At 64.4% G+C, this 21515-nt stretch carries 23 protein-coding genes; 15 read left to right on the forward strand and 8 right to left on the reverse strand.

Annotated elements, in window-relative coordinates:
- Positions 1-202: 202 nt before the first annotated feature.
- The 7 genes from AB4068_RS07920 (at position 203) to AB4068_RS07950 (ending at position 7621) form a co-directional block, all read left to right on the forward strand.
- Positions 203-1216 (forward strand): LacI family DNA-binding transcriptional regulator, encoded by a 1014-nt coding sequence (locus AB4068_RS07920; RefSeq protein ID WP_059389543.1) that lies wholly within the window; start codon positions 203-205, stop codon positions 1214-1216.
- A gap of 159 nt (positions 1217-1375) precedes the next feature.
- Positions 1376-2611, forward strand: coding sequence for a sugar ABC transporter substrate-binding protein (locus tag AB4068_RS07925; protein ID WP_441433100.1), 1236 nt, complete (start codon positions 1376-1378; stop codon positions 2609-2611).
- A 10-nt stretch (positions 2612-2621) separates the two neighbouring features.
- Complete coding sequence (locus AB4068_RS07930) at positions 2622-3656, forward strand: carbohydrate ABC transporter permease (RefSeq protein WP_441433101.1); 1035 nt, start codon at positions 2622-2624, stop codon at positions 3654-3656.
- A gap of 175 nt (positions 3657-3831) precedes the next feature.
- The gene (locus AB4068_RS07935; RefSeq protein ID WP_441433143.1) at positions 3832-4584 is read left to right on the forward strand and encodes a carbohydrate ABC transporter permease; all 753 of its coding nucleotides are present in this window, start codon (positions 3832-3834) and stop codon (positions 4582-4584) included.
- A 101-nt stretch (positions 4585-4685) separates the two neighbouring features.
- Positions 4686-5453, forward strand: a complete 768-nt coding sequence (locus AB4068_RS07940; RefSeq protein ID WP_307054594.1) for a ThuA domain-containing protein — start codon at positions 4686-4688, stop codon at positions 5451-5453.
- A complete protein-coding gene (locus AB4068_RS07945) occupies positions 5450-6583 on the forward strand; it encodes a Gfo/Idh/MocA family protein (RefSeq protein WP_441433102.1) in 1134 nt (377 codons plus the stop codon). Before AB4068_RS07940 ends, AB4068_RS07945 begins: the two co-directional genes overlap by 4 nt.
- Before the next feature lie 192 nt (positions 6584-6775).
- Positions 6776-7621: an SGNH/GDSL hydrolase family protein gene (locus tag AB4068_RS07950; RefSeq protein WP_441433103.1), complete on the forward strand. Its 846-nt coding sequence runs from the start codon at positions 6776-6778 to the stop codon at positions 7619-7621.
- Between the two features lie 49 nt (positions 7622-7670).
- On the opposite strand, the gene AB4068_RS07955 is transcribed toward AB4068_RS07950, so the two are convergent.
- The gene (locus AB4068_RS07955) at positions 7671-8264 is read right to left on the reverse strand and encodes a GNAT family N-acetyltransferase (protein WP_441433104.1); all 594 of its coding nucleotides are present in this window, start codon (positions 8262-8264) and stop codon (positions 7671-7673) included.
- Between the two features lie 146 nt (positions 8265-8410).
- Between AB4068_RS07955 and AB4068_RS07960 the strand changes: the two genes are divergently transcribed.
- Positions 8411-9355, forward strand: a complete 945-nt coding sequence (locus AB4068_RS07960; RefSeq protein ID WP_441433105.1) for an endonuclease domain-containing protein — start codon at positions 8411-8413, stop codon at positions 9353-9355.
- An 89-nt stretch (positions 9356-9444) separates the two neighbouring features.
- Here AB4068_RS07960 and AB4068_RS07965 read toward each other — a convergent pair whose 3' ends face one another.
- The 5 genes from AB4068_RS07965 to AB4068_RS07985 form a co-directional block, all read right to left on the reverse strand.
- Positions 9445-10308: a 3-hydroxyacyl-CoA dehydrogenase family protein gene (locus AB4068_RS07965; protein WP_441433106.1), complete on the reverse strand. Its 864-nt coding sequence runs from the start codon at positions 10306-10308 to the stop codon at positions 9445-9447.
- A gap of 2 nt (positions 10309-10310) precedes the next feature.
- Positions 10311-11111 (reverse strand): enoyl-CoA hydratase/isomerase family protein, encoded by an 801-nt coding sequence (locus AB4068_RS07970; protein WP_306959175.1) that lies wholly within the window; start codon positions 11109-11111, stop codon positions 10311-10313.
- Entirely contained in the window at positions 11111-12334 is a 1224-nt protein-coding gene (locus tag AB4068_RS07975) for a thiolase family protein (RefSeq protein WP_059389534.1), read from the reverse strand. Before AB4068_RS07975 ends, AB4068_RS07970 begins: the two co-directional genes overlap by 1 nt.
- Before the next feature lie 130 nt (positions 12335-12464).
- Positions 12465-13124 (reverse strand): pentapeptide repeat-containing protein, encoded by a 660-nt coding sequence (locus AB4068_RS07980; RefSeq protein WP_284990070.1) that lies wholly within the window; start codon positions 13122-13124, stop codon positions 12465-12467.
- Positions 13124-13582, reverse strand: coding sequence for an SRPBCC family protein (locus tag AB4068_RS07985; RefSeq protein WP_059389532.1), 459 nt, complete (start codon positions 13580-13582; stop codon positions 13124-13126). Before AB4068_RS07985 ends, AB4068_RS07980 begins: the two co-directional genes overlap by 1 nt.
- Positions 13583-13655: 73 nt before the next feature.
- On the opposite strand from AB4068_RS07985, the gene AB4068_RS07990 reads away from it, so the two are divergent.
- Entirely contained in the window at positions 13656-14381 is a 726-nt protein-coding gene (locus AB4068_RS07990) for a dienelactone hydrolase family protein (protein WP_441433107.1), read from the forward strand.
- Positions 14382-14443: 62 nt separating this feature from the next.
- Here the strand turns inward: AB4068_RS07990 and AB4068_RS07995 are convergent, their stop codons facing one another.
- Entirely contained in the window at positions 14444-15922 is a 1479-nt protein-coding gene (locus AB4068_RS07995; RefSeq protein WP_284990072.1) for an amino acid permease, read from the reverse strand.
- 201 nt (positions 15923-16123) lie between these two features.
- On the opposite strand from AB4068_RS07995, the gene AB4068_RS08000 reads away from it, so the two are divergent.
- From AB4068_RS08000 to AB4068_RS08020, 5 genes are all read left to right on the forward strand, one after another.
- The gene (locus AB4068_RS08000; protein ID WP_441433108.1) at positions 16124-16852 is read left to right on the forward strand and encodes a CPBP family intramembrane glutamic endopeptidase; all 729 of its coding nucleotides are present in this window, start codon (positions 16124-16126) and stop codon (positions 16850-16852) included.
- A gap of 67 nt (positions 16853-16919) precedes the next feature.
- On the forward strand, positions 16920-17357 hold the full coding sequence (locus tag AB4068_RS08005) for a VOC family protein (RefSeq protein WP_059389530.1): 438 nt from the start codon (positions 16920-16922) through the stop codon (positions 17355-17357).
- Positions 17358-17378: 21 nt separating this feature from the next.
- Positions 17379-18332 (forward strand): 1,4-dihydroxy-2-naphthoyl-CoA synthase, encoded by a 954-nt coding sequence (locus tag AB4068_RS08010; protein ID WP_059389529.1) that lies wholly within the window; start codon positions 17379-17381, stop codon positions 18330-18332.
- Between the two features lie 9 nt (positions 18333-18341).
- Complete coding sequence (locus AB4068_RS08015) at positions 18342-19475, forward strand: AMP-binding protein (protein WP_441433109.1); 1134 nt, start codon at positions 18342-18344, stop codon at positions 19473-19475.
- A 61-nt stretch (positions 19476-19536) separates the two neighbouring features.
- Positions 19537-20418: a 1,4-dihydroxy-2-naphthoate polyprenyltransferase gene (locus AB4068_RS08020; RefSeq protein WP_441433110.1), complete on the forward strand. Its 882-nt coding sequence runs from the start codon at positions 19537-19539 to the stop codon at positions 20416-20418.
- A gap of 196 nt (positions 20419-20614) precedes the next feature.
- Here AB4068_RS08020 and AB4068_RS08025 read toward each other — a convergent pair whose 3' ends face one another.
- Positions 20615-20923, reverse strand: a complete 309-nt coding sequence (locus tag AB4068_RS08025) for a DUF4229 domain-containing protein (protein ID WP_059389528.1) — start codon at positions 20921-20923, stop codon at positions 20615-20617.
- A gap of 81 nt (positions 20924-21004) precedes the next feature.
- On the opposite strand from AB4068_RS08025, the gene AB4068_RS08030 reads away from it, so the two are divergent.
- Positions 21005-21382: a PLD nuclease N-terminal domain-containing protein gene (locus AB4068_RS08030; protein WP_059389527.1), complete on the forward strand. Its 378-nt coding sequence runs from the start codon at positions 21005-21007 to the stop codon at positions 21380-21382.
- The last annotated feature ends 133 nt before the right edge of the window (positions 21383-21515 follow it).

Genomic DNA, 21515 nt, shown 5'->3' on the forward strand with positions numbered 1-21515 from the left:
TGTGAGCGAGGGTCGGCAGGAAAGGCGGGATATGTGAGCGGGGGTCGGGAGGAAGGGCGGGATATGTGAGCGGGGGTTGGGTCTTGCGGGTCTTACGTGATCCATGTCATACTCTTTCTCGATACGCATCGACGATGCGTATCGACGCACACCGAAGTACGCATCACCAAGACCCACCGAACCCGGCAAGGAGGCCTGGAACGTGCCCACCAGCAAGGACGTCGCCCAGGCTGCCGGCGTAGCCCAAAGCACCGTCTCGTACGTGCTCAGCGGCAAGCGGCCCATTTCCGAGAAGACCCGGAAAAAGGTCGAGGCCGCCATCGAGCAACTCACTTACCAACCCAACGCCGGCGCCCGCGCCTTGGCAAGCCGCAAGACCCGGGTCATCGGCCTGGTCATTCCGTTCATTCCCGAGCTGGAAATGGGATCGATCATGGAGTTCGTCTCGGTCATTGCCAGCACGGCCCGGCAATTCGACCACGACATTCTCCTGGTCACCGACGACGAAGGCGCCGCCGGACTGAGCCGCGTGGTCGGGCAGCAGATTTGCGACGGCCTGATCCTCATGCAGGTTGAGGACGAGGACGAGCGTCTCCCGGTGGCCCGCAGCCTGAACGTCCCGGTGGTGCTGATCGGCATCCCCCGCGATCCGTCCGGGCTGGTCTGCATCGACGCCGACTTCGAAATGGCCGGTGAACACTGCGTCCGGGATCTTGCGGCCGCAGGCCACTCCGTGATTTCCGTTATTGATTGGCAGCCCGCAGTGATGGACCGCCACGTGAACTACGTCGACCGGTTCTTGCACGGCACGGACGTCGCGGCCAAAGCACTGGGCGTGACCGTGCTCCACCTTCCCGGCGGGACCGACCGCGCCACCATCTCCGAATCGGTGGACAAGGCCCTCGCCGGCACCACCGGCAAGCCCGCATTCATCGCTCCCGACCGCACCATCCAAGACATTCTGCGCCGCGACTTGAGCAGCCGCGGTTTGACCCTGGGGCTGGACGTTTCTGTTATCGGAAGCGCCTCCCCCACCCTCGCCGAGCTCCAACCCATACCGCTTTCCACCATCGATCTGCGCCCGGCTGAAGTATCCCGCCGGGCAGTCAAAATCATGTGCCAACTCCTCGAAACCGACTCCCACGGACCACACGAATCCCTGGAGTTGGTACCCACGGTCATCACGCACCGTTCAAGCACCCTCCGTCCGCAGTGAATCGCCACCCCTGATCCACCGCGTCAACGCTTTTCATCGCAGGTCGCTACTCCGTTACTCCGTTCGTTTCAGCATCGTCGATACGCATCGATGATTCGATAATTCACTTCCCATCAACAAACGCACCATTCCCTTCCTCCACCAACAAAGGAACAGACAATGAAGTCAGCTATCAGGACACGCCGCCCGCTCGCCCTGGCCGTGGCCGCTCTCGTCGGCCTCCCGCTCGCCATCTCGGGCTGCGGCACCACTGCCTCCGCCTCCTCCACGGATGCCGTGAAGGAAATCTCCGTGATGGACTACTACAACAACGAGCCGGACAAGTCCTTCATCGGCGACGCCCTGACCGCCTGCGGCACCAAGGCAGGCGTCACGATCAAACGAGAGACCGTGCCGGGCAAGTCCTTGATCTCCAAGGTGCTCCAGCAGTCCTCTTCGAAGACGCTTCCGGATGTACTCATGCTCGACAATCCGGACCTGCAACAGATTGCCGCTACCGGAGCGCTGGCTCCACTGTCCGATTTCAACATCAGCACCGCCGATTTCGCGCCCGGGGTCCTGAGTGCAGGCACCTACAAAGACAAGGTGTACGGGCTAGCCCCCACCGTGAACACGATCGCGCTCTTCTACAACAAGGACATTCTGGCCAAGGCCGGAGTCACCCCGCCCACCACGTGGGACGAGCTAAAGACGGCGGCCACCAAGCTCACCTCAGGCGAGCAGTATGGCCTGGCCTTCAACGCCAACCCGACCTACGAGGGCACATGGCAGTTCCTTCCTGTCATGTGGTCCAACGGAGGCGACGAGAAGAACATCGACACCCCAGCGACAGCCCAGGCCCTCCAGCTCTGGACCGACCTCGTCAAGGACGGATCCGTGTCCTCCTCGGCGCTGAACTGGACCCAGGCAGACGTCAAGGACCAGTTCATGGCAGGCAAGGCAGCCATGATGGTCAACGGCCCTTGGCAGATCCCGGCGCTCGACAAGAACACCGCGCTGAAATACGGCGTCGTGAAGATTCCGGTCCGTGACGCCAGCCAGACAGCCGTTGCCCCGCTTGGCGGCGAAGTGTGGACCGTTCCGCAGACAGGCAATAAGGCCCATCAGGCCAAGGCCGCGGAAGTGGTGGCCTGCATGAACAGCGACGAAAACCAGCTGGCCATGGCCAAGGTCCGCAACACCATCCCGTCCAAGACCTCGCTGGCCGCAAAGTTCGCCACCGACAACCCCAAGCTCGCCACCTTCACCGACCTCATCAAGACAGCCCGGGCCCGTACCGGCGAACTCGGAGAAGGATGGCCGGCACAGGCGACCAAGATCTACACCGCAATCCAGACCGCGCTGACGGGCAAGGCCTCCCCCGCCGACGCCCTCAAGCAAGCCCAAGGCCAGTAAGCGGCTGGACATGTCCCTCACAACTGATTCGTCGCAACCCAGAGCGCAGGCCAAGTCGCAGGCCAAGTGGCGCGCCAACCTGCAGGCCACAGCGCGCGCAAAGTCCGGCTCGGACAACACCCGGGCCGAGGAGGCAATCCAGTCACCGCGCCGGCGCAGCCGCAAACGCCGCGAGCGCCTCTTCCAGTGGCTGTTCCTGGTCCCTGCCGTGACCTACATGGCGCTGTTCTTCGGCTACCCCGTGGTCAAGAACATCGTGATGAGCTTCCAGGACTACACCACGGCCACGTTCTTCACGGGCGAGGCCCCCTGGGTGGGGTTGGCGAACTACGCGAAGGTGCTGTCGTCGTCGTTGTTTTCAACATCTTTGGTGAACACCGCACTGTTCACGCTGGGATCCATACTGGGCCAGTTCGTGATCGGGCTGGCGCTGGCGATCTTCTTCCAGCGCAAGTTCCCGCTCAACGGAATCCTGCGTTCGCTGCTCTTGCTCCCCTGGTTGCTGCCGCTCATCGTGTCCAGCGCCGTGTGGAGATGGATCCTGGACAAGGACAGCGGAGCCTTGAACCGCTTCCTCGGAGAGATGCACATCGTGAATACGGGCGTTCCATGGCTCACCAGTACCTCGCTGGCGCTGATCGCCGTGGTGGGGGTGAACATCTGGATCGGCATCCCGTTCAATCTGACCATTCTCTATGGCGGCCTCCAGGAAATACCAGGTGAGCTCTACGAGGCCGGTTCCTTGGACGGCGCCACCGGTTGGAAGGCGTTCCGGCACATCACCTGGCCGATGCTGCGTCCAGTGGTGAGCGTGGTCCTGGTGCTCGGCGTCGTCTACACCCTCAAGGTGCTGGACATCATCCTGGGCCTGACCAACGGCGGCCCGGCGAATTCGACCCAGACCATCGCCACCCAGTCCTACGATCTGTCCTTCCACGAGTTCAAATTCGGCGAGGGCGCCGCGCTGGGCAACGTCCTGGTGGTCATTTCGCTGGTCTTCGCGGTCCTGTACTTGCGTGCCAGCCGACGGTCCGTCGATGAGTGAGGAAACCATGACGACGACGAAAATCACCACCCGCCGTTCGGCGCCGGCGAGCGCCCGGAAAGCGAGCGCCCGAAATAGGATCGCCTCCAAAGGCGCCGGACCGGTTCGCTCCGGGACGGGACCCGAGCGCAAAAGGTGGGGCTACACCGTCCTGGCCATCGTCTTCCTGGCCATCATGCTGTTCCCGGTCTACTGGATGGTGAACGCTTCGCTGCAGCCCAACGGCACCACCTTGGAAACCTCGTGGCTGCCGCTCAAGCCGGACTTCACCGGCTACGCCACGGCCATCAGCGAGCAGGGCGGGAACCTGGCCACCAGCCTGGTGATCTCGCTGGGCAGCGTGGTGCTCAGCCTGGCTATCGCGGCGCCGGCGGCCTATGCCTTGGCTTATTTCAAGGTCAAGGGCGCCGGCGTGGTGCTCTTCGCGATCCTGATCAGCCAGATGATCCCGGGGATCGTGGTGGCCAACGCGCTGTACACGGCCTACAACGATCTTGGCCTGCTCAATTCCATCCCGGGCCTGATCCTGGCCGACTCCGCGCATGGCATCCCGTTCGCGATCCTCATCATCAGGGCCTTCATGGACGGCATGCCGGCGTCGGTCATCGAGGCGGCCCGAGTAGACGGTGCCGGGCATGTGAGGGCGTTTTGGTCCATCGTGGTGCCACTGAGCAGGAACTCGCTCATCACCGCGGGGCTCTTCACTTTCCTGTTCACCTGGAGCGACTTCCTGTTCGCCCTGACCCTGACCACCACGGAGGCCGTGCGACCCGTGACATTGGGAATATTCCAGTACATCGGCGCCTACGTGAACGACTGGAGCTCCGTCATGGCCACGGCCGTCCTCGCCTCCATCCCGGCCATCATCCTGCTGGTCGCGGCGCAGAAGTACATCGCGGCGGGCACCGCCGGCGGCGCGGTCAAGTAGGACCAGATCCCGACGGCGGGTCCCACCGCGGGTGCCGAGCTCGCCGCCCGCGGCTCCGCACCGCCGTCGGGCACCAAACCACTAACCTTCAAGGAGAAACCATGTCTGAACCAATCCGCGTCACCGTCTGGAGCGAAAACCGGCACGAAAAGCGCGACGAACTGGTTGCGCGCCTCTACCCGGAAGGCATGCACGGAGCCGTGAAGGCCGGCATCGAGGAGAACCTCGGCGACAAGGCCAGCGTCCGCACCGCCACCCTCGACGAGCCCGAGCACGGCCTTACCGAGGAAGTCCTCGCCACCACGGACGTCCTCACCTGGTGGGGGCACATGTCCCACGGTGATGTGGACGACGAGATCGTCGAGCGCGTGCACCGCCACGTCCTGTCCGGAATGGGCTTGATCGTCCTGCATTCGGGGCACTGGTCCAAGATCTTCACCAAGCTCATGGGCACCTCATGCACGTTGCGCTGGCGCAGTGAGCAGGACCGCGAACTGGTCTGGACTGTGGACCCCACACACCCCATCGCGAAGGGCGTGCCGCACCCCATCGTGATCGATCAGCAGGAAATGTACGGCGAGTTCTTCGACATCCCCACTCCGGAGGAGCTCGTGTTCATCAGTTCCTTCAGCGGCGGCGAGGTCTTCCGCTCGGGCTGCACGTTCCGCCGCGGCCACGGCAAGATCTTCTTCTTCAGTCCCGGCGACCAGGACTACCCGGTCTACCACCACAAGGACGTCCGCCGGGTCATCTCCAACGCCGTCGAATGGGCAGTCACCGATCGGCCCGAGCGCGCCCACCCCGAACTGCTGCGCTACGAGACCAACGATTTCTTCAACGGCAAGAGCTACCAGGGAGCCAACGCATGAGTACCCCTTTCGCCACCCTTCCCGACGACGGCACTCCCCTTCGCGTCGTCGTCGTCGGCGCCGGGGGGATGGGCCGCGCGTGGCTCCGGACGGTCCAGGAGTCGCCGCTCGTGGAGCTGGCGGGCATCGTCGACCTGGATTTGGATGCCGCCCGCGCCGGCGCGGCGGCGATCGGGCGTCCCGATCTGCCGGTGGGCTCCGGGACCGCGCAGCTGGCGTCCGACGTCGGCGCCCACGCGGTCATCAACGTCACCGTTCCGGTCGCCCACCATCCGGTGACCACGGAGGCGCTGGCTGCAGGGCTCCCGGTGCTCGGCGAAAAGCCCGTGGCTTCCACCGTGGCCCAGGGGCTGTCGCTAGCCGCGGCGTCGGAGCTTAGCGGCCAGTTGTTCATGGTCAGCCAGTCGCGCCGGTACAACAGGCATCTTTTCGAGGCCAAACGGCTTTCTGCTTCTCTAGGCAGCGTGGGGATTGTCTCCGCCGAGTTCTTCAAGGCGCCGCATTTCGGCGGATTCCGGGATGCCATGGACCACCCGTTGCTGCTGGACATGGCCATCCATCAGTTCGACATGGCCCGGTTCCTGCTCGACGCGGATCCTGTCTCGGTGTTCTGCGAGGAATACAACCCGTCCTGGAGCTGGTACCGCGGCGATGCAGGGGCCACCGCCATCTTCGAAATGACCGGTGGGGAGCGCTTCGTGTTCACTGGAAGCTGGTGCAGCCCGGGTCAGGAGACCTCCTGGAACGCGGCATGGCGGATCAGCGGCGAACACGGCACGGTCCTGTGGGACGGCGACAGCGAACCTGTGTCCTCGTTGGGCGCTGATTCGGGCCCCGGCGGCGACGATCCCGGGCAGGAGATCGCCGGTTCGCTGCGTGACTTCGTGACTGCCCTGCGCACAGGGAACACTCCCATGGGGCAGGTCCACCAGAACATCATGAGCCTGGCCATGGTGGAAGCGGCCATGCTCAGCGCATCCACCGGCACCCGCATTTCCGTGGACGCGCTGCTCGAGGAATCGTACTCCCAGGCCGTCCTGACGGAACGCGACCCGGACGTACTGGAGGTCCTCGAGTCCTGGACCTCAGTCCGCAGCGCCCTCACCCCTCCAGCCCACCAACCCAACTGACCCCGCCGTAGCCGACCCAACTAACTCGCAGTTGTTGTCGTTATGAGCCCTCATAACGACAACAACTGTCAGCCAGTTGGGTTTCCGTAGTCGTGGGCCCGCAGCTCGCGTAGTCTGGCCGCAAGACTGCCGGGCTGGGGTAGCCCGCGCCGCCAAGCGGCACTGCAGATCGACACGAGGGGGATATCAATCATGCAAGCAGCTAATTCGCGACGCCGGTATGGCCGCCTGGCGGGCGCCGTCGCCGTCGTCGTACTCCTGGCAGGATTCGGCGCGGGACCCGCACAGGCGACTACAGCGAAACCGGCCGATGTCTATGTGGCACTCGGCGATTCCTATGCCGCCGGCACGGGCGGCAGCAGTCCCGCTCCGGGCTCATTTCCGGGTTGCCATCAGAGCCTGGACAGTTACGCCGCCCTTTTGGGCGGGCTGAACCTGGGCTGCTTCGGCGCAACGTCGCTAGCCGTCAAGGCGGGCCTGGACAACCTGTCCACCTCCGACCCCGCTGCGATCGCCTTGGGGTCCACTACCGAAGTCTCCGTCACTGTGGGCGGCAACGACGTCGGCACGGGAGTTGTGGCGGTGGCATGCACCAGTGCCGATGCCCTGGCCTGCGCTTCGGCCGTGCAGGGCGTGGCGAACGCCCTGCCCGCGCTACCCGGCAACATCGTGGCTATGGTCCAGTCCATCCGGCAAAAGGCACCCCACGCCGACATTGTGCTGACCGGCTACCCGCGCTTGTTCACCGTCGGCCCCACGATGCCTACCGCCGAGAAACAGTTGGCCACCACCCTGAACGGATTGGCTGACCAATTGAATGCGACCATCGCCGGCGCCGCCTCCGCCGCAGGGGTGGGCTATGTGAGCGTGACGGAACGGTTCACCGGGCACGGCATCGGTTCCAACAATCCGTGGATCCACTACACCCAGCCATCGCCTTTGGATCCGCCCGAGCTCGCGTTGGAGAACTTCCATCCCACCGACGCCGGCTACTCCCAGGGCTACCGTACGGCCGTGAACAGCGCGCTCAAGAAATAGCTGGCGTCAGCCGCGAACGCGCCGGAGCGCGGTCGTTCGGTGCACGCGCTCAGGACCGCTTCGCGAGCCTGAACTCGAGCCCGGTGCGCACCGCGGGCCACTCGTGTTCGAGGATGGAGAACACCACCGTGTCTCGGAGCACTCCGTCCAAAGTCCGCGAATGGTTCCGGAGGACGCCGTCCTGCTTCGCGCCCAACCGTGCGATGGCCTCGCGGGACTGGTGGTTGAGCCAGTGCGTGCGGAATTCGACGGCTGGGCAGCCAATGGTTTCGAAAGCGTGACGCAAGAGCAACAGTTTGGAATCCGGGTTGCTCCCGCTGCCCTGTGCCGAGGCTGCGTTCCACGTGGAACCGATCTCGACACGCGGAGTGGCACCGTCGATGTTCATGTAGGTGGTCATGCCGATGAGCTTGCCGGTCGCCTTCAACCGGGTCGCGAACGGAAGCATGGATCCTTGCTCCTGCAGCCCGAGCCGGCGGTCGATCTCCGCGGCCATGCCCTCCGGCGTCGGGACCGAGGTATACCAGAGCTTCCACAGCTCGCCGTCTTTCGCGGCATCCACAAGACCGTCGTGGTGCTCGGGGCCAAGGGGCTCCAGGGTTACGAAGCGACCGTCCAGGGTCACGGGTGCAATGTGAGTCACCCAGCCAGCCTAACCGACCCAACTGGCTCGCATTTGTTGTCGTTTTGGCGGCTGTAAACGACAACAACTGCGAGTCAGTTGGGCTGCCGGGGCAATTGCCTGTGGATAACTAAATATGGCGTTCCAGGATTTGCAACGATAAGGCGATGAGGACCCCGCAACCCTTGCCGGCGCTGCTGGCCGGCGCCCCGTTCACCTTTCAAGAAGCGCTCGACGCCGGTGTGAGCCGGCGGCGGTTGCGGCACCGATCGCTCCCCTCGCCAAGCCGGGGCATCAGGATTCCGGACCACGCATTGGTTCCCGGGCAGGCGACGGACGTCGGTTTCATCCGGCCTTTCACCGCGGTGACCGAGTTCTCGGCCGCGTCTCACGCCACAGCCTTCGGTTTGTGGTCGTTCCCGGGGTTCCTGCCAGGCAGCGATGATCCGCGCATCCATATTTCGCGTCCGGACACCATGGCCATTCCTCGACGAACCGGGGTGGTTGGGCATGTGGGGCAGTTCTTCGACGACGAAATCACCAGTCTTGACGGTCTGTTGATCACCACGCGCACCCGGACCTGGCTTGATGTGTCCCGGAAGATGAGTGTGGATGAACTGACGGTCGTTGCCGACCATCTGGTCCGGATCCCTCGGCCCGAGTTTGAGGGCAGGGCAAAGCCGTACGCAACATTGGAACAATTGGCGGACATGCTGGACCGGCACAAAGGCACGCCTGGAATCCGCAAGGCCCGTTTGGCACTCGAACAGGCACGGATCGGCTCGGACTCGGCACCCGAAACCCGGCTCCGGCTGGCCCTCGAAAACGCCGGACTGCCCGAACCGCAACTGAACGTGGCCGCCGAGCTAGGCGCCGGCGTCGTACGTCAACCGGACCTGGCCTATCCGGAACACCGGGTGGCGGTCGAATACGACGGCGAGCCGCATTCCGAGCCGGCCCAGATAGTCCGGGACATCGCCCGCGAAGAGGATTTCGCCCGTGCCGGCTGGCACTTGGTGAGGATCTCCAAACGGCACATGGAGAACGACGCACGGTCCGCCGTCGCGAAAGTCCGTGCCGTGCTCCTGGACCGAGGCTGGACACCCAAGTGACGGTTCGCCCCCCAAGTAGCTCGCAGTTGTTGCCGTTATGGGGCGTCAAAACGACATCAAATGCGAGTCAGTTGGGTGGCCCGGAAGCGCTAGTCAGTCCAGTCGAAGAAACCCTTGCCGGTCTTGCGGCCCAGCTCGCCGCGGGCAACCTTGTCGCGCAGGATCTGCGGAGGGGCGAAGCGCTCCCCCAGGGTCGAATGCAGGTACTCGGCGATGCCCAGGCGCACGTCCAGGCCCACGATGTCCGTGGTCTTGAGCGGTCCCGTGGGGTGCTTGTAGCCGAGCACCATGGCCGCATCGATGTCCTCCGCGGAGGCCACGCCTTCCTCCACCATGCGCATCGCCTCGAGTGCGATCGCCACGCCCAGCCGCGAGGAGGCAAAGCCTGGCGCGTCATTGACGACGACGGCGGTCTTGCCGAGTGCCTCGGTCCAGCTTTTCGCCGTGGCGGCGAGCTCCGGTGAGGTCTCCTTGGCCAGGACCACTTCGATGAGCGTGGAAGCCGGGACCGGGTTGAAGAAGTGCAGGCCCACGAAATTGCCAGGCCTCCGAAGTTGCGAAGCGAGGCCGGTCACGGAAAGGGACGAGGTGTTGGAGGCCAGGAAGGCGTCAGCGGAGAGGTGCTCCTCCACAGCATTGAGGGCCGCAACCTTGAGTTCGTAATCCTCGGGCACGGCTTCGACCACGAGCCCGCAGTGCACGAAGGAGTCGTAGTCGGTTGAGGTGCTGAAGCGGGACAGGGCTTCTTCGGCTGATTCCGTCAAGGTGCCTCGGGCGGCGGACTTGGCCACGGCCTCGGCAACGCGAGCTTGCGCACCGGCGGCGGATTCGTGGTCCCGCTCGACGACGATCACGGTGGCGCCCTTGATCAGGAAGGCGTGGGCGATGCCGGCGCCCATGCGGCCACCGCCGAGGACACCGACAACATGCGGGATAGCGGGCGTTGCTGTCATTTTCAGGTCCTGTCTGGGTTGTCGCTGGACGGGTTGTCGCTGGATTGCTTGGCGCTCTTCTTGTCCAGGAACGCCTGCATGCGGTCGAACTTGGCTTGCGATTCGAAAAGCATGCCTTGGGCCAACGTGTCGATCACGGGGTGTGCCTCGGCCGGAGCGTGGAACACGGACTTGGTGATCCGCACGGCCAGGGGGTCCTGCCGGCCGATCCGGTCGGCAAGGTTGTGGGCCGCTTCCATCAGCACGGGAGCTTCATGGATCTGGGTGATCAGATTGATGCGAAGGGCTTCCTCGGCACGGAGGACCGCCCCGGCCAAGAGGATTTCCTTGGCGATCGGCTCCCCCACGAGTTCCTTCAGGCGCCAGGTTGCACCGGCCGCCGCCATGATGCCCAGTCCGGTTTCCGGGTTGCCGATGCGCAGGCTGGGCGTGCCGATGCGGAAGTCCGCGGCGTAGGCGAGTTCGGCTCCGCCACCCAGACAATAGCCGTCCAGGGCCGCGATGACGGGCATGGGCAGCTTCGCGATCCGCACGAAAATGGTGGAATTGATGCCGCGCAGGGCGTCGTCACGGCGACGTTCCCTCAACTGGCCGATATCAGCACCCGACGCAAAGACGCCTTCGACGCCGGCAATGATCAGGATTTTGGGCTCTCGCTCAAGGTACTCGCACACCTGATGGAGTTCGTCCACCATCTGCTGGTCGATCGCGTTCCGGACCTCGGGCCGGTTCAGCAGCACGGTTACGCGGTCCTCGCGTTCCTCGATGAGCAGCGTTCCGAATTCCTCGGGGTTCAACGCCATTACATGCCTTCCAGGAGAATGGCGGCGCCCTGCCCGACGCCGATGCACATCGTCGCGAGGCCGATCTTACGGTCCGCGGTGCCCAGCTCGCGTTCCATGCGGCCCAGCAAGGTGATCGCGATGCGCGAGCCGCTGGAACCGAGCGGGTGCCCCAACGAGATCGCACCGCCGTCGAGGTTCACGATGTCCGGATCCAGGCCCAAGCGCCGCATGCTCGCGAGCGATTGCGTCGCGAAGGCTTCATTGAGTTCGACGGCGCCAAGGTCGCCGACCGTGAGTCCCGAACGGGCCAGGATTTTCTGGGAAGCCGGAACCGGGCCGATGCCCATGATTTCCGGTTCGCAGCCGGCCGAGCCGCCGTCGATGATGCGGGCCCGCGGGGTGAGGCCGAACTTTTCGATGGCGGCCTCGGACGCAACGATGATGGCGGAGGCGCCGTCGTTGAGCGAGGAGGAGTTGCCCGCCGTGACAACGGATCCGCCGGCAACCACTGGACGGAGCCCGGCGAGGACCTCCATGGTGGTTCCCTCGCGTGGGCCTTCGTCGGTGTCCACCACGGTTTCGCCCTTGCGGGTCTTCACGGCAACCGGAACGATCTCTTCCTTGAAGCGGCCGCCGGCGATGGCAGCAAGCGCGCGTTCGTGGGAGCGGACGGCGAAGGCATCGGCGTCTTCCCGGGAGATGCCGTCCACGCGGGCGACTTCCTCGGCAGTTTCCGGCATGGAATACGTCATCTTGCCGCCGCGGGACAGCTCTCCCTTGGTGAAGAGGGGATTGGCAAAGCGCCAGCCGATGGACGTGTCGAAGATCTGGCCCGGTTTGGCGAAGGCTGTGGTGGGCTTCTCCTGTACCCATGGGGCCCGGCTCATCGATTCGACGCCGCCCGCCACCACGATGTCCGCAGCACCGGCCTTAATCATGTGGCTGGCCATGATGATGGCGCTCATTCCGGAGGCGCACAGGCGGTTGACCGTGATGCCGGGGATGTGGAGGGGCAGTCCCGCCAGAAGGGTGGCCATGCGGGCGACGTTGCGGTTTTCCTCGCCGGCGCCGTTGGCGTTGCCTAGGATGACTTCATCGATGGCGTCGGGGTCGACGCCGGCACGGGCCACGGCTTCGCGGACCACGAGGGCTGCCAGGTCATCAGGCCGGACCGCGGAAAGCGCGCCGCCGTAACGGCCTACAGGGGTGCGGGCACCGCCAACAAGAAAAGCCTCGACCATGAGAACATCCTTCGCGAAGGGAGCGGGGCCGGAGAATAATTTACCGACCGTTCGTTCTATAAAGATTACACGGCGCCGGGCGCCGGTCAACCGTCGCCCGGCATACCATCACCTAGCAGTCAACTGTCACTCAGACCACCCGGATACCCAGGTGTCCGGCCAACAAGGGTGCCAGCAGGCTGAGCTGGTAATCGTCAATGACCACCCCGGACAGGCCGCCGAGTCCATTGATCATCCGGAAGTCCGAGCCCCGCAGGTCTACGTCCTTGAGCTTGGCCCCTGAGACATCCAGCGTCCCGATGGTGCAATCCTTCAGCACCATGCGCGTCGCAGTGCAAGACCCGAGGTCGAGCTCGTTGATGATGCAGCCCGTGATCACCACGTCCGTGAGTTTGGATCCACGCAAGTTCAGGAAGTCCAGCTTGCCGCCGTCGATCTTTACCGAATGCCAGGCACCCTCGTACATCTCCGCTGAACCCCACCGCGGGTTGCTGATCTCCACTTCGCGCCACGAGGTGCGTGCGGCCGTGAATACCGGCGCGTAGGGCTCATTCAGGATGCAGTCCCGGAACGTCGCGCCGCGCAGTTGTGCCTCGTTGAAGGAGACTCCGTTGAATTCGCACTCGATGAAGTCCGCCCCGCTCAGCTCCGCGCCGTCGGCCACCGCGCGGGTGAGGCGGACGCCGTCGTACCGTTCCCCGCGCTGGAAATCCGGCGCGGGATCGTCGCGGAGCTCGTCAAGCCTGATCGGGGAGATGCGGGGCGCCGTCACTTTGGCAGCCGCCGCCATCAGAGCGCCTCCGCTTTCGCCGCGATCTCCGCGAGATCCTTCGCGAGCGCCTTGCGCGTAATGCTCATCCCGAGCTTTCCGAACGCGGCCATCATGACCTTGCTGAAGAACGTCGGCTGGAGGACCTCGGCGCCGAAGAACAACACCAGTTCGGTCCCGCCGTCGCGCTCTTCCAGGGTGAATCGGGTGGTGTAGTCCGCACCGCCCTGCTGGGCTTTGACCGTGGTGCCACGCGGCGGATCGATCTGGGCAACGTGCATTTCCACGGTCTCCTCCCGGCCCATCATGGCGCGGGTTTCCTTCCACCGAGTGCCCTCGCCGTAGGGGCCCTCACTAAGCATTTGAATGGCTTTGACACCGGACAGGGTCTTGGCCGAGCCGGGAATATCCGTGATGACAGCCCAGACTTTCTCGCGGGTGGCATTGACGTGCTGGCTGAGAGTGGTGCTGTGGTCCATGCATCGAGCCTAACGGCGACTGCTGACAAAAACAGCCGACAAAGACGCTTGCGCCGTCTGGCAGGATTGCACCATGGTGCACATCGACTTGAGCGCGGACAGTGCGGCGGCAGGAGGCTCCCGGACCCTGCGGGGGTACCTTGCCGAGCCCGACGGCGAGGGGCCGTTTCCCGGCGTCGTCCTTATCCATGAAGCCTTCGGGCTCGACGACGTGATGAAGCGGCACGCGGACCGGCTCGCCGCGGCCGGTTACTTGACCCTCGCCGTCGACCTCTACAGCGACGGCGGCGCGAGGCGCTGCCTCGTGGCGACCATGCGCTCCCTGGGGTCGGGCACGGGCCGAGCCTTCACGGACGTGTCCACGGCACGGTCCTGGCTCCGCAACGATGCCCGCTGCACCGGGAAAGTGGGAGTCATCGGCTTCTGCATGGGAGGCGCCTTCGCCCTGCTCGCAGCCCATGACGACTTCGAAGCCGCCTCCGTGAACTACGGCCAATTGCCACGGAACCTTGAGCAGGCTTTGGAAGGCGCATGCCCGGTGGTGGGCAACTACGGAGGCAAGGACCGGACGTTGCCGGGAGCGGCCGCGAAGTTGGAGGCCGCGCTGACGAGCCTCGGGATCGAACACGACGTCAAGGAATTCCCGACGGCGGGCCACGCCTTCATGAACGACGTCCCGGTAGGGCCGCGGCCACTGCGGCCCTTGATGCGGGTGATGGGCATCAAACCCGATCCGGCCGCCGCTCCGGAAGCCTGGCAGCGGATCGAGGACCACTTCGCGAAGTACCTGAAGGGCTGAACCAACAACGACGGCGGGCACCCCCTTGAGAGGAGGCGCCCGCCGTCGTCGGCTAGTACGCGCTAGCTAAAAAGCTCGCTCTTCGGTTCGTTGTTCTTGACCTTCTGCCAGCCGAGCCACAGCACCAGGGCGAAGAACGGGATGGTGGCCAGGGTCCAGAGGCCCAGGAGGAACACCTCGCCCGTTGCCTTGTCCGTCATGGTGTCCATGCCGATCAGCACGGTGATGGCCAAGAGTGCGATCAGGCCAACCCAACTGGTCCACGGCGAACCCGGCATGGGGAGGCTGGAGACGTTGCCCTTCTTCTTGCGCAGCGCGATCTGGCTGGCGAAGATCGAGCCCCATGTGAAGATGACCCCGATCGAAGCGGTGTTCAGCGCGAGGTCGAAGGCGTGCGAACCACCCAACCAGATGTTGAGCAGGATGCCCACGAGGTACACGGCGCCGATTGCCAGGATGGCCGCGTACGGCACGTGGCGGGTGGACATCTTGGTGAGCCACTTGGGGGCGTGTCCATTGTTGGCCATGGTGCGGAAGATGCGGCCGATCGAGTACAGGCCCGAGTTGCACGAGGACAGCGCGGCGGTGATGACGATCATGTTCATGACGTCGCCCATCCACGGCAGGCCCATCTGGCCGAACACCGTGACGAACGGGGAGGTACCCGCGTGGTACTGGTCCGAGGGCAGGAGCATCGCCAGCAGGGTGACGGAACCGACGTAGAAAACCACAATGCGGATCACGACGGCGCGGATCGCCTTGGGAACTTCGCGTTCCGGGTTCTGCATCTCGCCGGCGGTGATGCCGACCAGTTCGATGGCGTTGTAGGCGAAGATCACGGCGTTGAGGACCAGGATCATCACCAGGCCGCCCTTGGGGAACATGCCGCCGTCGGCAGCGAAGAGGTTCCCGACGGACGCGTGGCCGGTGCCGACCTGCGCGTTCGTTACCACCATGAAGGTGCCCACGGCGAGGAAGATCAGGATCGCGGCGACCTTGAGGCAGGAAGCCCAGAATTCGAACTCGCCGAAGGCCTTGACGCTGAACAGGTTCACGGCCACCAGCAGCACCAGCGCGGCGATGGCGGACAGTTCAACGGGAACGTTCGGGAAGAAAAACTGGAAGTACAGGCCGATGGCAATGAGTTCGGCGATGCCGGTCATGGCCCAGTTGATGAAGTACATCCAACCGGAGAGGAAGGCGCCCTTCTTGCCGAACATTTCACCGGCGTAGCTGACAAAGGAGCCGGAGGTCTGGCGGTACATGATCAGTTCGCCGAGGGCCCGCATCAGCAGGTAGGCGATGACGCCGGCAATGGCGTACGAGAAAATCAAGGCCGGACCGGTGGAGGCGAGGCGTCCGCCCGCGCCCATGAAGAGGCCTACGCCGATCGCGCCACCCATCGCGATCATCGTGACGTGGCGGCGGCTCAGGGTCTTCTGGTAGCCCTCGGCGCTGAGGTTTTCGGAAGTTGTAGCGGTACTGGGCGCAGCCAGGGTTCCCGGCTCACGCTGAAGGTCGGTTGTGGTGTTTTGAGGCACAGCTGTTCCTTGTGGGTTGAGGAGATACCGGCCCTGGCTTCACGCGCATCGGCACAAGCAATTCGAGCTTTCAGCCTGTTGGCAAGTCGAATCAGTGGCGAAAACACGGAAGCGTCGAAGGTAAATCCGGCAAAACCATCTTACCCGGTGATTTCGGCGGAGCGTGACGCGGACAACAAACAGGGGCGTTACGCTGGACATATGGGCACCATTCCGCCAGCCGGCAGGCTATACCGTTTCACGGGCTTGGACGCTGCGGCTTTCGGACTCTATGTGTCATTGGCGGCTGTCCTCAGCCTCGCCACGGCCCCGGTGACGGCTTTCGTAGAGCACGTCTTCCCCGACCCCGCCACCGCCGTCTTCGCCATCAACCTCGCTTTCTACGCTTCGGTGGGGCTGTTCGCGGTTGCGGCTGCGTGGCGCGTCATAGCCCGGGATCTCCTGATCCTGGCCACCCGTCCGTGGTTCACGCTCGCCATGATTCCGCTGTCCATCGTGGCGATGCTGGTGATCACCGCCATCCTGGTGACAGTTACCGGCTCGGCCAAGGAGTCGCAGAACCAGCTGGGCCTCCAGTCCCTGGTCCTGCAACTGCCGGCCTGGTTCGTGGTGCCCTTGCTGGTGGTGTTGGGACCCTTCGTGGAGGAATACCTGTTCCGGCACCTGCTCATCGGCAAGCTGTCCCGTCGCGTCAATATTTGGCTATGTTGCGCCCTGTCCGTCATGTGTTTCGCAGCCATCCACGTGGTGGGACGTGAGGGCCTGGTGCTTCCGGCCCTGGCCCCGTACCTCGGAATGGGAGTCGTCCTGGTGGCCGTGTACGTCTGGACAGGAAAGAACGTGATGTTCTCCTACTTCGTTCACGCCGCCAAGAACCTGTTGGCCGTGGTGCTGATCTACGCGATCCCGCCGCAACTCCTCGGCGGCTAACCAACCCGGACCGGAACTGTCCGCTTGACACTTCCCCGGCCACGCGCCGTCGTCGTAGGTTCAGTCCATGGCACTGAACTTTCAGGTAGTGATCGACTGCAAGAATCCTCACGTCCTGGCCGATTGGTGGGCCGAGACGCTCGAGTGGATCGTGGAGCCCCAGGACGAGGCGTTCATCCGGTCCATGGTGGATCAAGGCTTCGCCACGGAGGAAGAGACCACCACCCACAACGGCAAGCTCGTGTGGAAGGACGGCGCGGCCATCGGCCCGGAAGAAGACCAGGACAAGGACACCCGCCGCCGCTTCCTGTTCCAGACCGTTCCGGAGGATAAGACCGTCAAGAACCGTGTCCACTGGGACGTTCGCCTCAACGGACAGGACAAGGACGACGTCCGCGCCGCATTGGAAGCGCGGGGCGCGAAATACCTGTGGACGGCAAAGCAAGGGCCGCACGAATGGCACACCATGGCGGATCCCGAAGGCAACGAGTTCTGCATCAGCTGACTGGATTACTAGACTCTGAGGGTGAGCAACGACTTCCCCGCCAAGGTATCCGACGTCTTTGACCCGTCGCGCTGGCGTACCGTGTCCGGTTTCGACGATTTCCAGGACATGACGTACCACCGGCAGGTCGAGCGGGACGCAGACGGAAAGGTGACGAGGGACCTTCCGACGGTCCGGATCGCTTTCAACCGCCCGGAGGTCCGCAATGCCTTCCGCCCCGGCACCGTTGACGAGCTCTACCGCGCCATGGACCACGCCCGGATGACTCCGGATGTCGCCACGGTACTCCTCACCGGGAACGGCCCCTCCCCCAAGGACGGTGGCCACTCCTTCTGTTCCGGCGGGGACCAGCGGATCCGCGGCCGCGACGGTTATCGGTACGCCGACGGTGAGACGCAGGAGAGCATCGACCCCGCGCGGGCCGGCCGCCTGCACATCCTGGAAGTCCAGCGGCTCATGCGGACCATGCCCAAGGTGGTCATCGCCGTCGTGAACGGCTGGGCTGCCGGTGGCGGGCACTCACTGCACGTTGTCTCGGACCTCACCATCGCGTCCCGCGAGCACGGCAAGTTCAAGCAGACCGACGCCACCGTGGGAAGTTTCGACGCCGGTTACGGCTCGGCGCTGCTCGCCCGGCAGATCGGGCAGAAAGCCGCCCGCGAGATCTTCTTCCTGGCCCGTGAGTATTCCGCGGAGGACATGGTCCGCATGGGTGCCGTCAACGAGGCTGTGGACCACGAGCGCCTCGAGGAAGTTGCACTTGAGTACGCCGCGGACATCGCGCGCCAGTCCCCGCAAGCCATCCGCATGCTCAAGTTCGCCTTCAACCTCGCCGACGACGGCTTGGCCGGCCAACAGGTCTTCGCCGGGGAGGCCACGCGCCTGGCCTACATGACGGACGAAGCCGTGGAGGGCAAGGAAGCCTTCCTCGAGAAGCGCGATCCGGACTGGTCCAACTTTCCGTACTACTTCTAGGACTCGCCCGTGAACATCGACCCCGTTCTCAAAGCCTTGGCCGCCGCCCTCCACGATGAGGGACCCGCCGTCGAAATCGTCGTCCCGGAGGACGGCACCCCGGTAGCGGTCGCCGTTGAAACGCCTGGTTTCGAGGATGCCGCAGTAGTGGTCCGCACCTCCGGTTCCACAGGCACGCCCAAGGCCACGGTGCTCACGGTCGACCAGCTCGCAGCTTCTTCCATGGCCACGGCCATCGCGCTCCGCGGCGAGGGACAGTGGCTCCTGGCCCTGCCGCTGCAATACGTTGCCGGCGTCCAGGTTTTGGTCCGCTCGCTCTTCGCCGGCACGCGCCCGTGGGTCATGGACCTCTCGAACGGCTTCACTCCGGAGGCCTTCACCGCCGCCGCCGAAGAGCTGACGGACACGATCCGCTTCACGTCCTTGGTGCCCACCCAGCTGCAGCGGCTCCTCGATTCGCCCTCGCCGCGGACCCACGCAGTACTTCGCCGTTTCAACGCCATCCTCCTGGGCGGGGCGCCTGCCTCCGCCGCGCTGCTGGACGCCGCCAGGGAGGCTGGACTGAAGGTGGTGACCACCTATGGCTCCGCCGAGACGTGCGGCGGCTGCGTGTACGACGGAAGCCCCATCGACGGGGTCAGGGTCATGCTCGACGACGACGGCCGGGTCCTCCTGGGCGGCGACACCGTGGCGTCCGGTTACCTAAAGGCGCCCGAGGCGACCGCCGAGGCGTTTTTCGAGGAGGACGGCACACGTTGGTACCGCACCAACGATCTCGGCGAGCTCGGCGACGACGGCACGCTCACGGTGCTGGGAAGGGCCGACGACGTCATCATCACCGGCGGCGTGAAAGCCTCCGCGGCGTTCATCCAGGCGGAGCTTGAAAAGTTCGACGGCGTCACGGCGGCTTTCGTGGCCGGGGTGCCTTCCCGCGAGTGGGGCCAGGCGGTGGCGGCCTATGTCGCCGTCGAGGACAGCTCCCCGGAAGCTGTCGCGGCCTACAAGGCCCGCTGCCAGGAATCGCTGGGGACCCTCGCGCCCAAAACAGTGCTGACCACGGATGGCCTCATCATGCTCCCCAACGGAAAGCCGGACCGGCTGGCGATGATCGAGCTTCTCGCCGAGGTGCATCAGGGAGAATAGACACGTCCTCCCTGACCGTCATTTGCCTTCCCCCAACGCGAAACAACACGAGGTACTGAACGTGGCAACAGCTGCACAATGGATTCAAGGCGCCCGCCTGCGCACCCTGCCGGCCGCGATCGCGCCGGTGCTGATCGGCACAGCGGCCGCCTACGAGCTGCAATCTTTCCGGCTCTTGAATGCCATCTTTGCCGCCCTCGTGGCCCTGCTGCTGCAGATCGGCGTGAACTATGCCAACGACTACTCGGACGGCATCCGTGGCACCGATGAGGACCGCGTGGGTCCGCTCAGGCTGGTCGGTTCCGGCGCTGCACGACCGGACCACGTCAAGTGGGCTGCGTTCGGCGCGTTCGGCCTGGCCATGATTTTCGGCCTGGTCCTGGTGATCATCACGCAGAGCTGGTGGCTGATCCTGGTGGGTATCGGCTGCGTCCTTGCCGCCTGGGGATACACCGGCGGCAAGAACCCGTACGGCTACCTGGGCCTGGGCGACCTGTTCGTGTTTGTCTTCTTCGGCCTGGTGGCAACGCTCGGCACCACCTACACCCAGGCCGGGCAAGTGAGCCTTCCGGCCGTCATCGGCGCCATCGGCACGGGATTGATCGCCTGCGCCTTGCTGATGGCCAACAATGTGCGCGACATCCCGACGGACATGGCCGCGGGCAAACGGACACTGGCCGTGCGTCTGGGCGACCGCCACGCCCGCGAGAGCTACGTCCTGATGCTGGCCGTCGCGATCCTGCTGGTAGTAGTGCTGGCGCCCGCCAAGCCGTGGATGCTGATAGTGCTGCTGCTGATCCCCGCTTGCCTCATGCCGGCATGGCTCATGGTCAACGGCCGGAAGCGCAAGAGCCTCATCCCCGTCCTCAAGCAGACCGGAATGATCAACCTTGGCTACAGCGTGCTGTTCTCGCTGGGCCTCATCCTGAGCCACGGCTTCTAATGCCCGCTCACATATAAGCCAGTTTTCGAAAACCCTCGCTCACATGATGTGAGCGAGCGTCCGCAGGAAACCCCACATATGTGAGCGAGCGTCCGCCTGAAACCCTACAAATGTGAGCGAGCGTCCTTCCCCACAACCCTCGCTCACATCTAGGCCGGTTTTCGCCAACCCTCGCTCACATATGGGCCTTGAGCTTCTAGGCTTCTTTGGGGCGGCGGTCGTTCTCGACCTTTACCGCGGGGTTTTCATCGACCAGCCGGTCCTCGATCGAGGCGTCCTCAATCTCCAACGCTGAGCGGATGGGCTTGGCCCGCCCGGAGAAACGTTCGCGCATGGCGGCAGTCGCGGCGTCGCGCTGCTTCTGGAAAAACAAGTAGCTGATGGCGAACGCGATGAGGCCCGCGAAAATCGCTGCCAGGAACAACCCTGTCTGCAGGAGGGCGAAGAGGACGAAGAGCGGTACGAAGATCGCGAGGCGGATCAGGGAGTATTTGAGGAAAGCCACGGATCAAGTTTAGCGTCACAGCCTGATTGCACCCTGATCGCGCACCTATCACCGGACCCGACGGCGACTAGACTTGACGGTATGCTCCGCGTTGTTGCAGTTGTCGCCGTCCTGCTCGTGTACGTCTATGGGCTGGTGGACGTCATTCGCACCGACCGCCGCGCCACCCGGGGAATTTCCAAACCCGCTTGGCTCCTTGTCGTGATTTTCCTGCCGATCCTCGGAGCCGCTCTTTGGTTCATTTTGGGCCGCCCCTACAACATCCGGCCCACCCCGCAGCCTGCGAGCCACCCCACCGCTCCCGACGACGACCCCGACTTTCTCCGCAACCTGGAGGTCCGCCGTCGCAACCAGGCCGAAGCCGAACGGCTGAAAAAGCTCAAAGCCGAACTCGAAGCCAAGGAACGCAAGCTCAAAGGCGAATCCAAGGCCGACGACAGCGGCGACGTCAACAGCTGACACCTCGCCCATTGAACCTGCGGCACGAAAGGGCTCCCTTCCTGACCTCTTTTGAAACACGAACGACGGCGACACGCCCGCAAGTGCGGAGTGTCGCCGTCGTCGTTAATTCAAAAAGGGTCAGGACGGTAAG

Source organism: Arthrobacter sp. 2RAF22 (genome assembly GCF_052115325.1).
Lineage (GTDB): Bacteria > Actinomycetota > Actinomycetes > Actinomycetales > Micrococcaceae > Arthrobacter.

What these genes read in the sequence shown, in the direction of transcription:
- AB4068_RS07985 (WP_059389532.1), bottom strand. Translation starts at nt 13,582, where the DNA reads ATGGACCACAGCACCACTCTCAGCCAGCACGTCAATGCCACCCGCGAG.
- AB4068_RS07990 (WP_441433107.1), top strand. Translation starts at nt 13,656, where the DNA reads ATGGTGCACATCGACTTGAGCGCGGACAGTGCGGCGGCAGGAGGCTCC.
- AB4068_RS07950 (WP_441433103.1), top strand. Translation starts at nt 6,776, where the DNA reads ATGCAAGCAGCTAATTCGCGACGCCGGTATGGCCGCCTGGCGGGCGCC.
- AB4068_RS07975 (WP_059389534.1), bottom strand. Translation starts at nt 12,334, where the DNA reads ATGGTCGAGGCTTTTCTTGTTGGCGGTGCCCGCACCCCTGTAGGCCGT.
- AB4068_RS08005 (WP_059389530.1), top strand. Translation starts at nt 16,920, where the DNA reads ATGGCACTGAACTTTCAGGTAGTGATCGACTGCAAGAATCCTCACGTC.
- AB4068_RS07970 (WP_306959175.1), bottom strand. Translation starts at nt 11,111, where the DNA reads ATGGCGTTGAACCCCGAGGAATTCGGAACGCTGCTCATCGAGGAACGC.
- AB4068_RS07935 (WP_441433143.1), top strand. Translation starts at nt 3,832, where the DNA reads ATGCTGTTCCCGGTCTACTGGATGGTGAACGCTTCGCTGCAGCCCAAC.
- AB4068_RS07930 (WP_441433101.1), top strand. Translation starts at nt 2,622, where the DNA reads ATGTCCCTCACAACTGATTCGTCGCAACCCAGAGCGCAGGCCAAGTCG.
- AB4068_RS07945 (WP_441433102.1), top strand. Translation starts at nt 5,450, where the DNA reads ATGAGTACCCCTTTCGCCACCCTTCCCGACGACGGCACTCCCCTTCGC.
- AB4068_RS07940 (WP_307054594.1), top strand. Translation starts at nt 4,686, where the DNA reads ATGTCTGAACCAATCCGCGTCACCGTCTGGAGCGAAAACCGGCACGAA.
- AB4068_RS07925 (WP_441433100.1), top strand. Translation starts at nt 1,376, where the DNA reads ATGAAGTCAGCTATCAGGACACGCCGCCCGCTCGCCCTGGCCGTGGCC.
- AB4068_RS07960 (WP_441433105.1), top strand. Translation starts at nt 8,411, where the DNA reads ATGAGGACCCCGCAACCCTTGCCGGCGCTGCTGGCCGGCGCCCCGTTC.
- AB4068_RS08000 (WP_441433108.1), top strand. Translation starts at nt 16,124, where the DNA reads ATGGGCACCATTCCGCCAGCCGGCAGGCTATACCGTTTCACGGGCTTG.
- AB4068_RS07980 (WP_284990070.1), bottom strand. Translation starts at nt 13,124, where the DNA reads ATGGCGGCGGCTGCCAAAGTGACGGCGCCCCGCATCTCCCCGATCAGG.
- AB4068_RS08030 (WP_059389527.1), top strand. Translation starts at nt 21,005, where the DNA reads ATGCTCCGCGTTGTTGCAGTTGTCGCCGTCCTGCTCGTGTACGTCTAT.
- AB4068_RS07965 (WP_441433106.1), bottom strand. Translation starts at nt 10,308, where the DNA reads ATGACAGCAACGCCCGCTATCCCGCATGTTGTCGGTGTCCTCGGCGGT.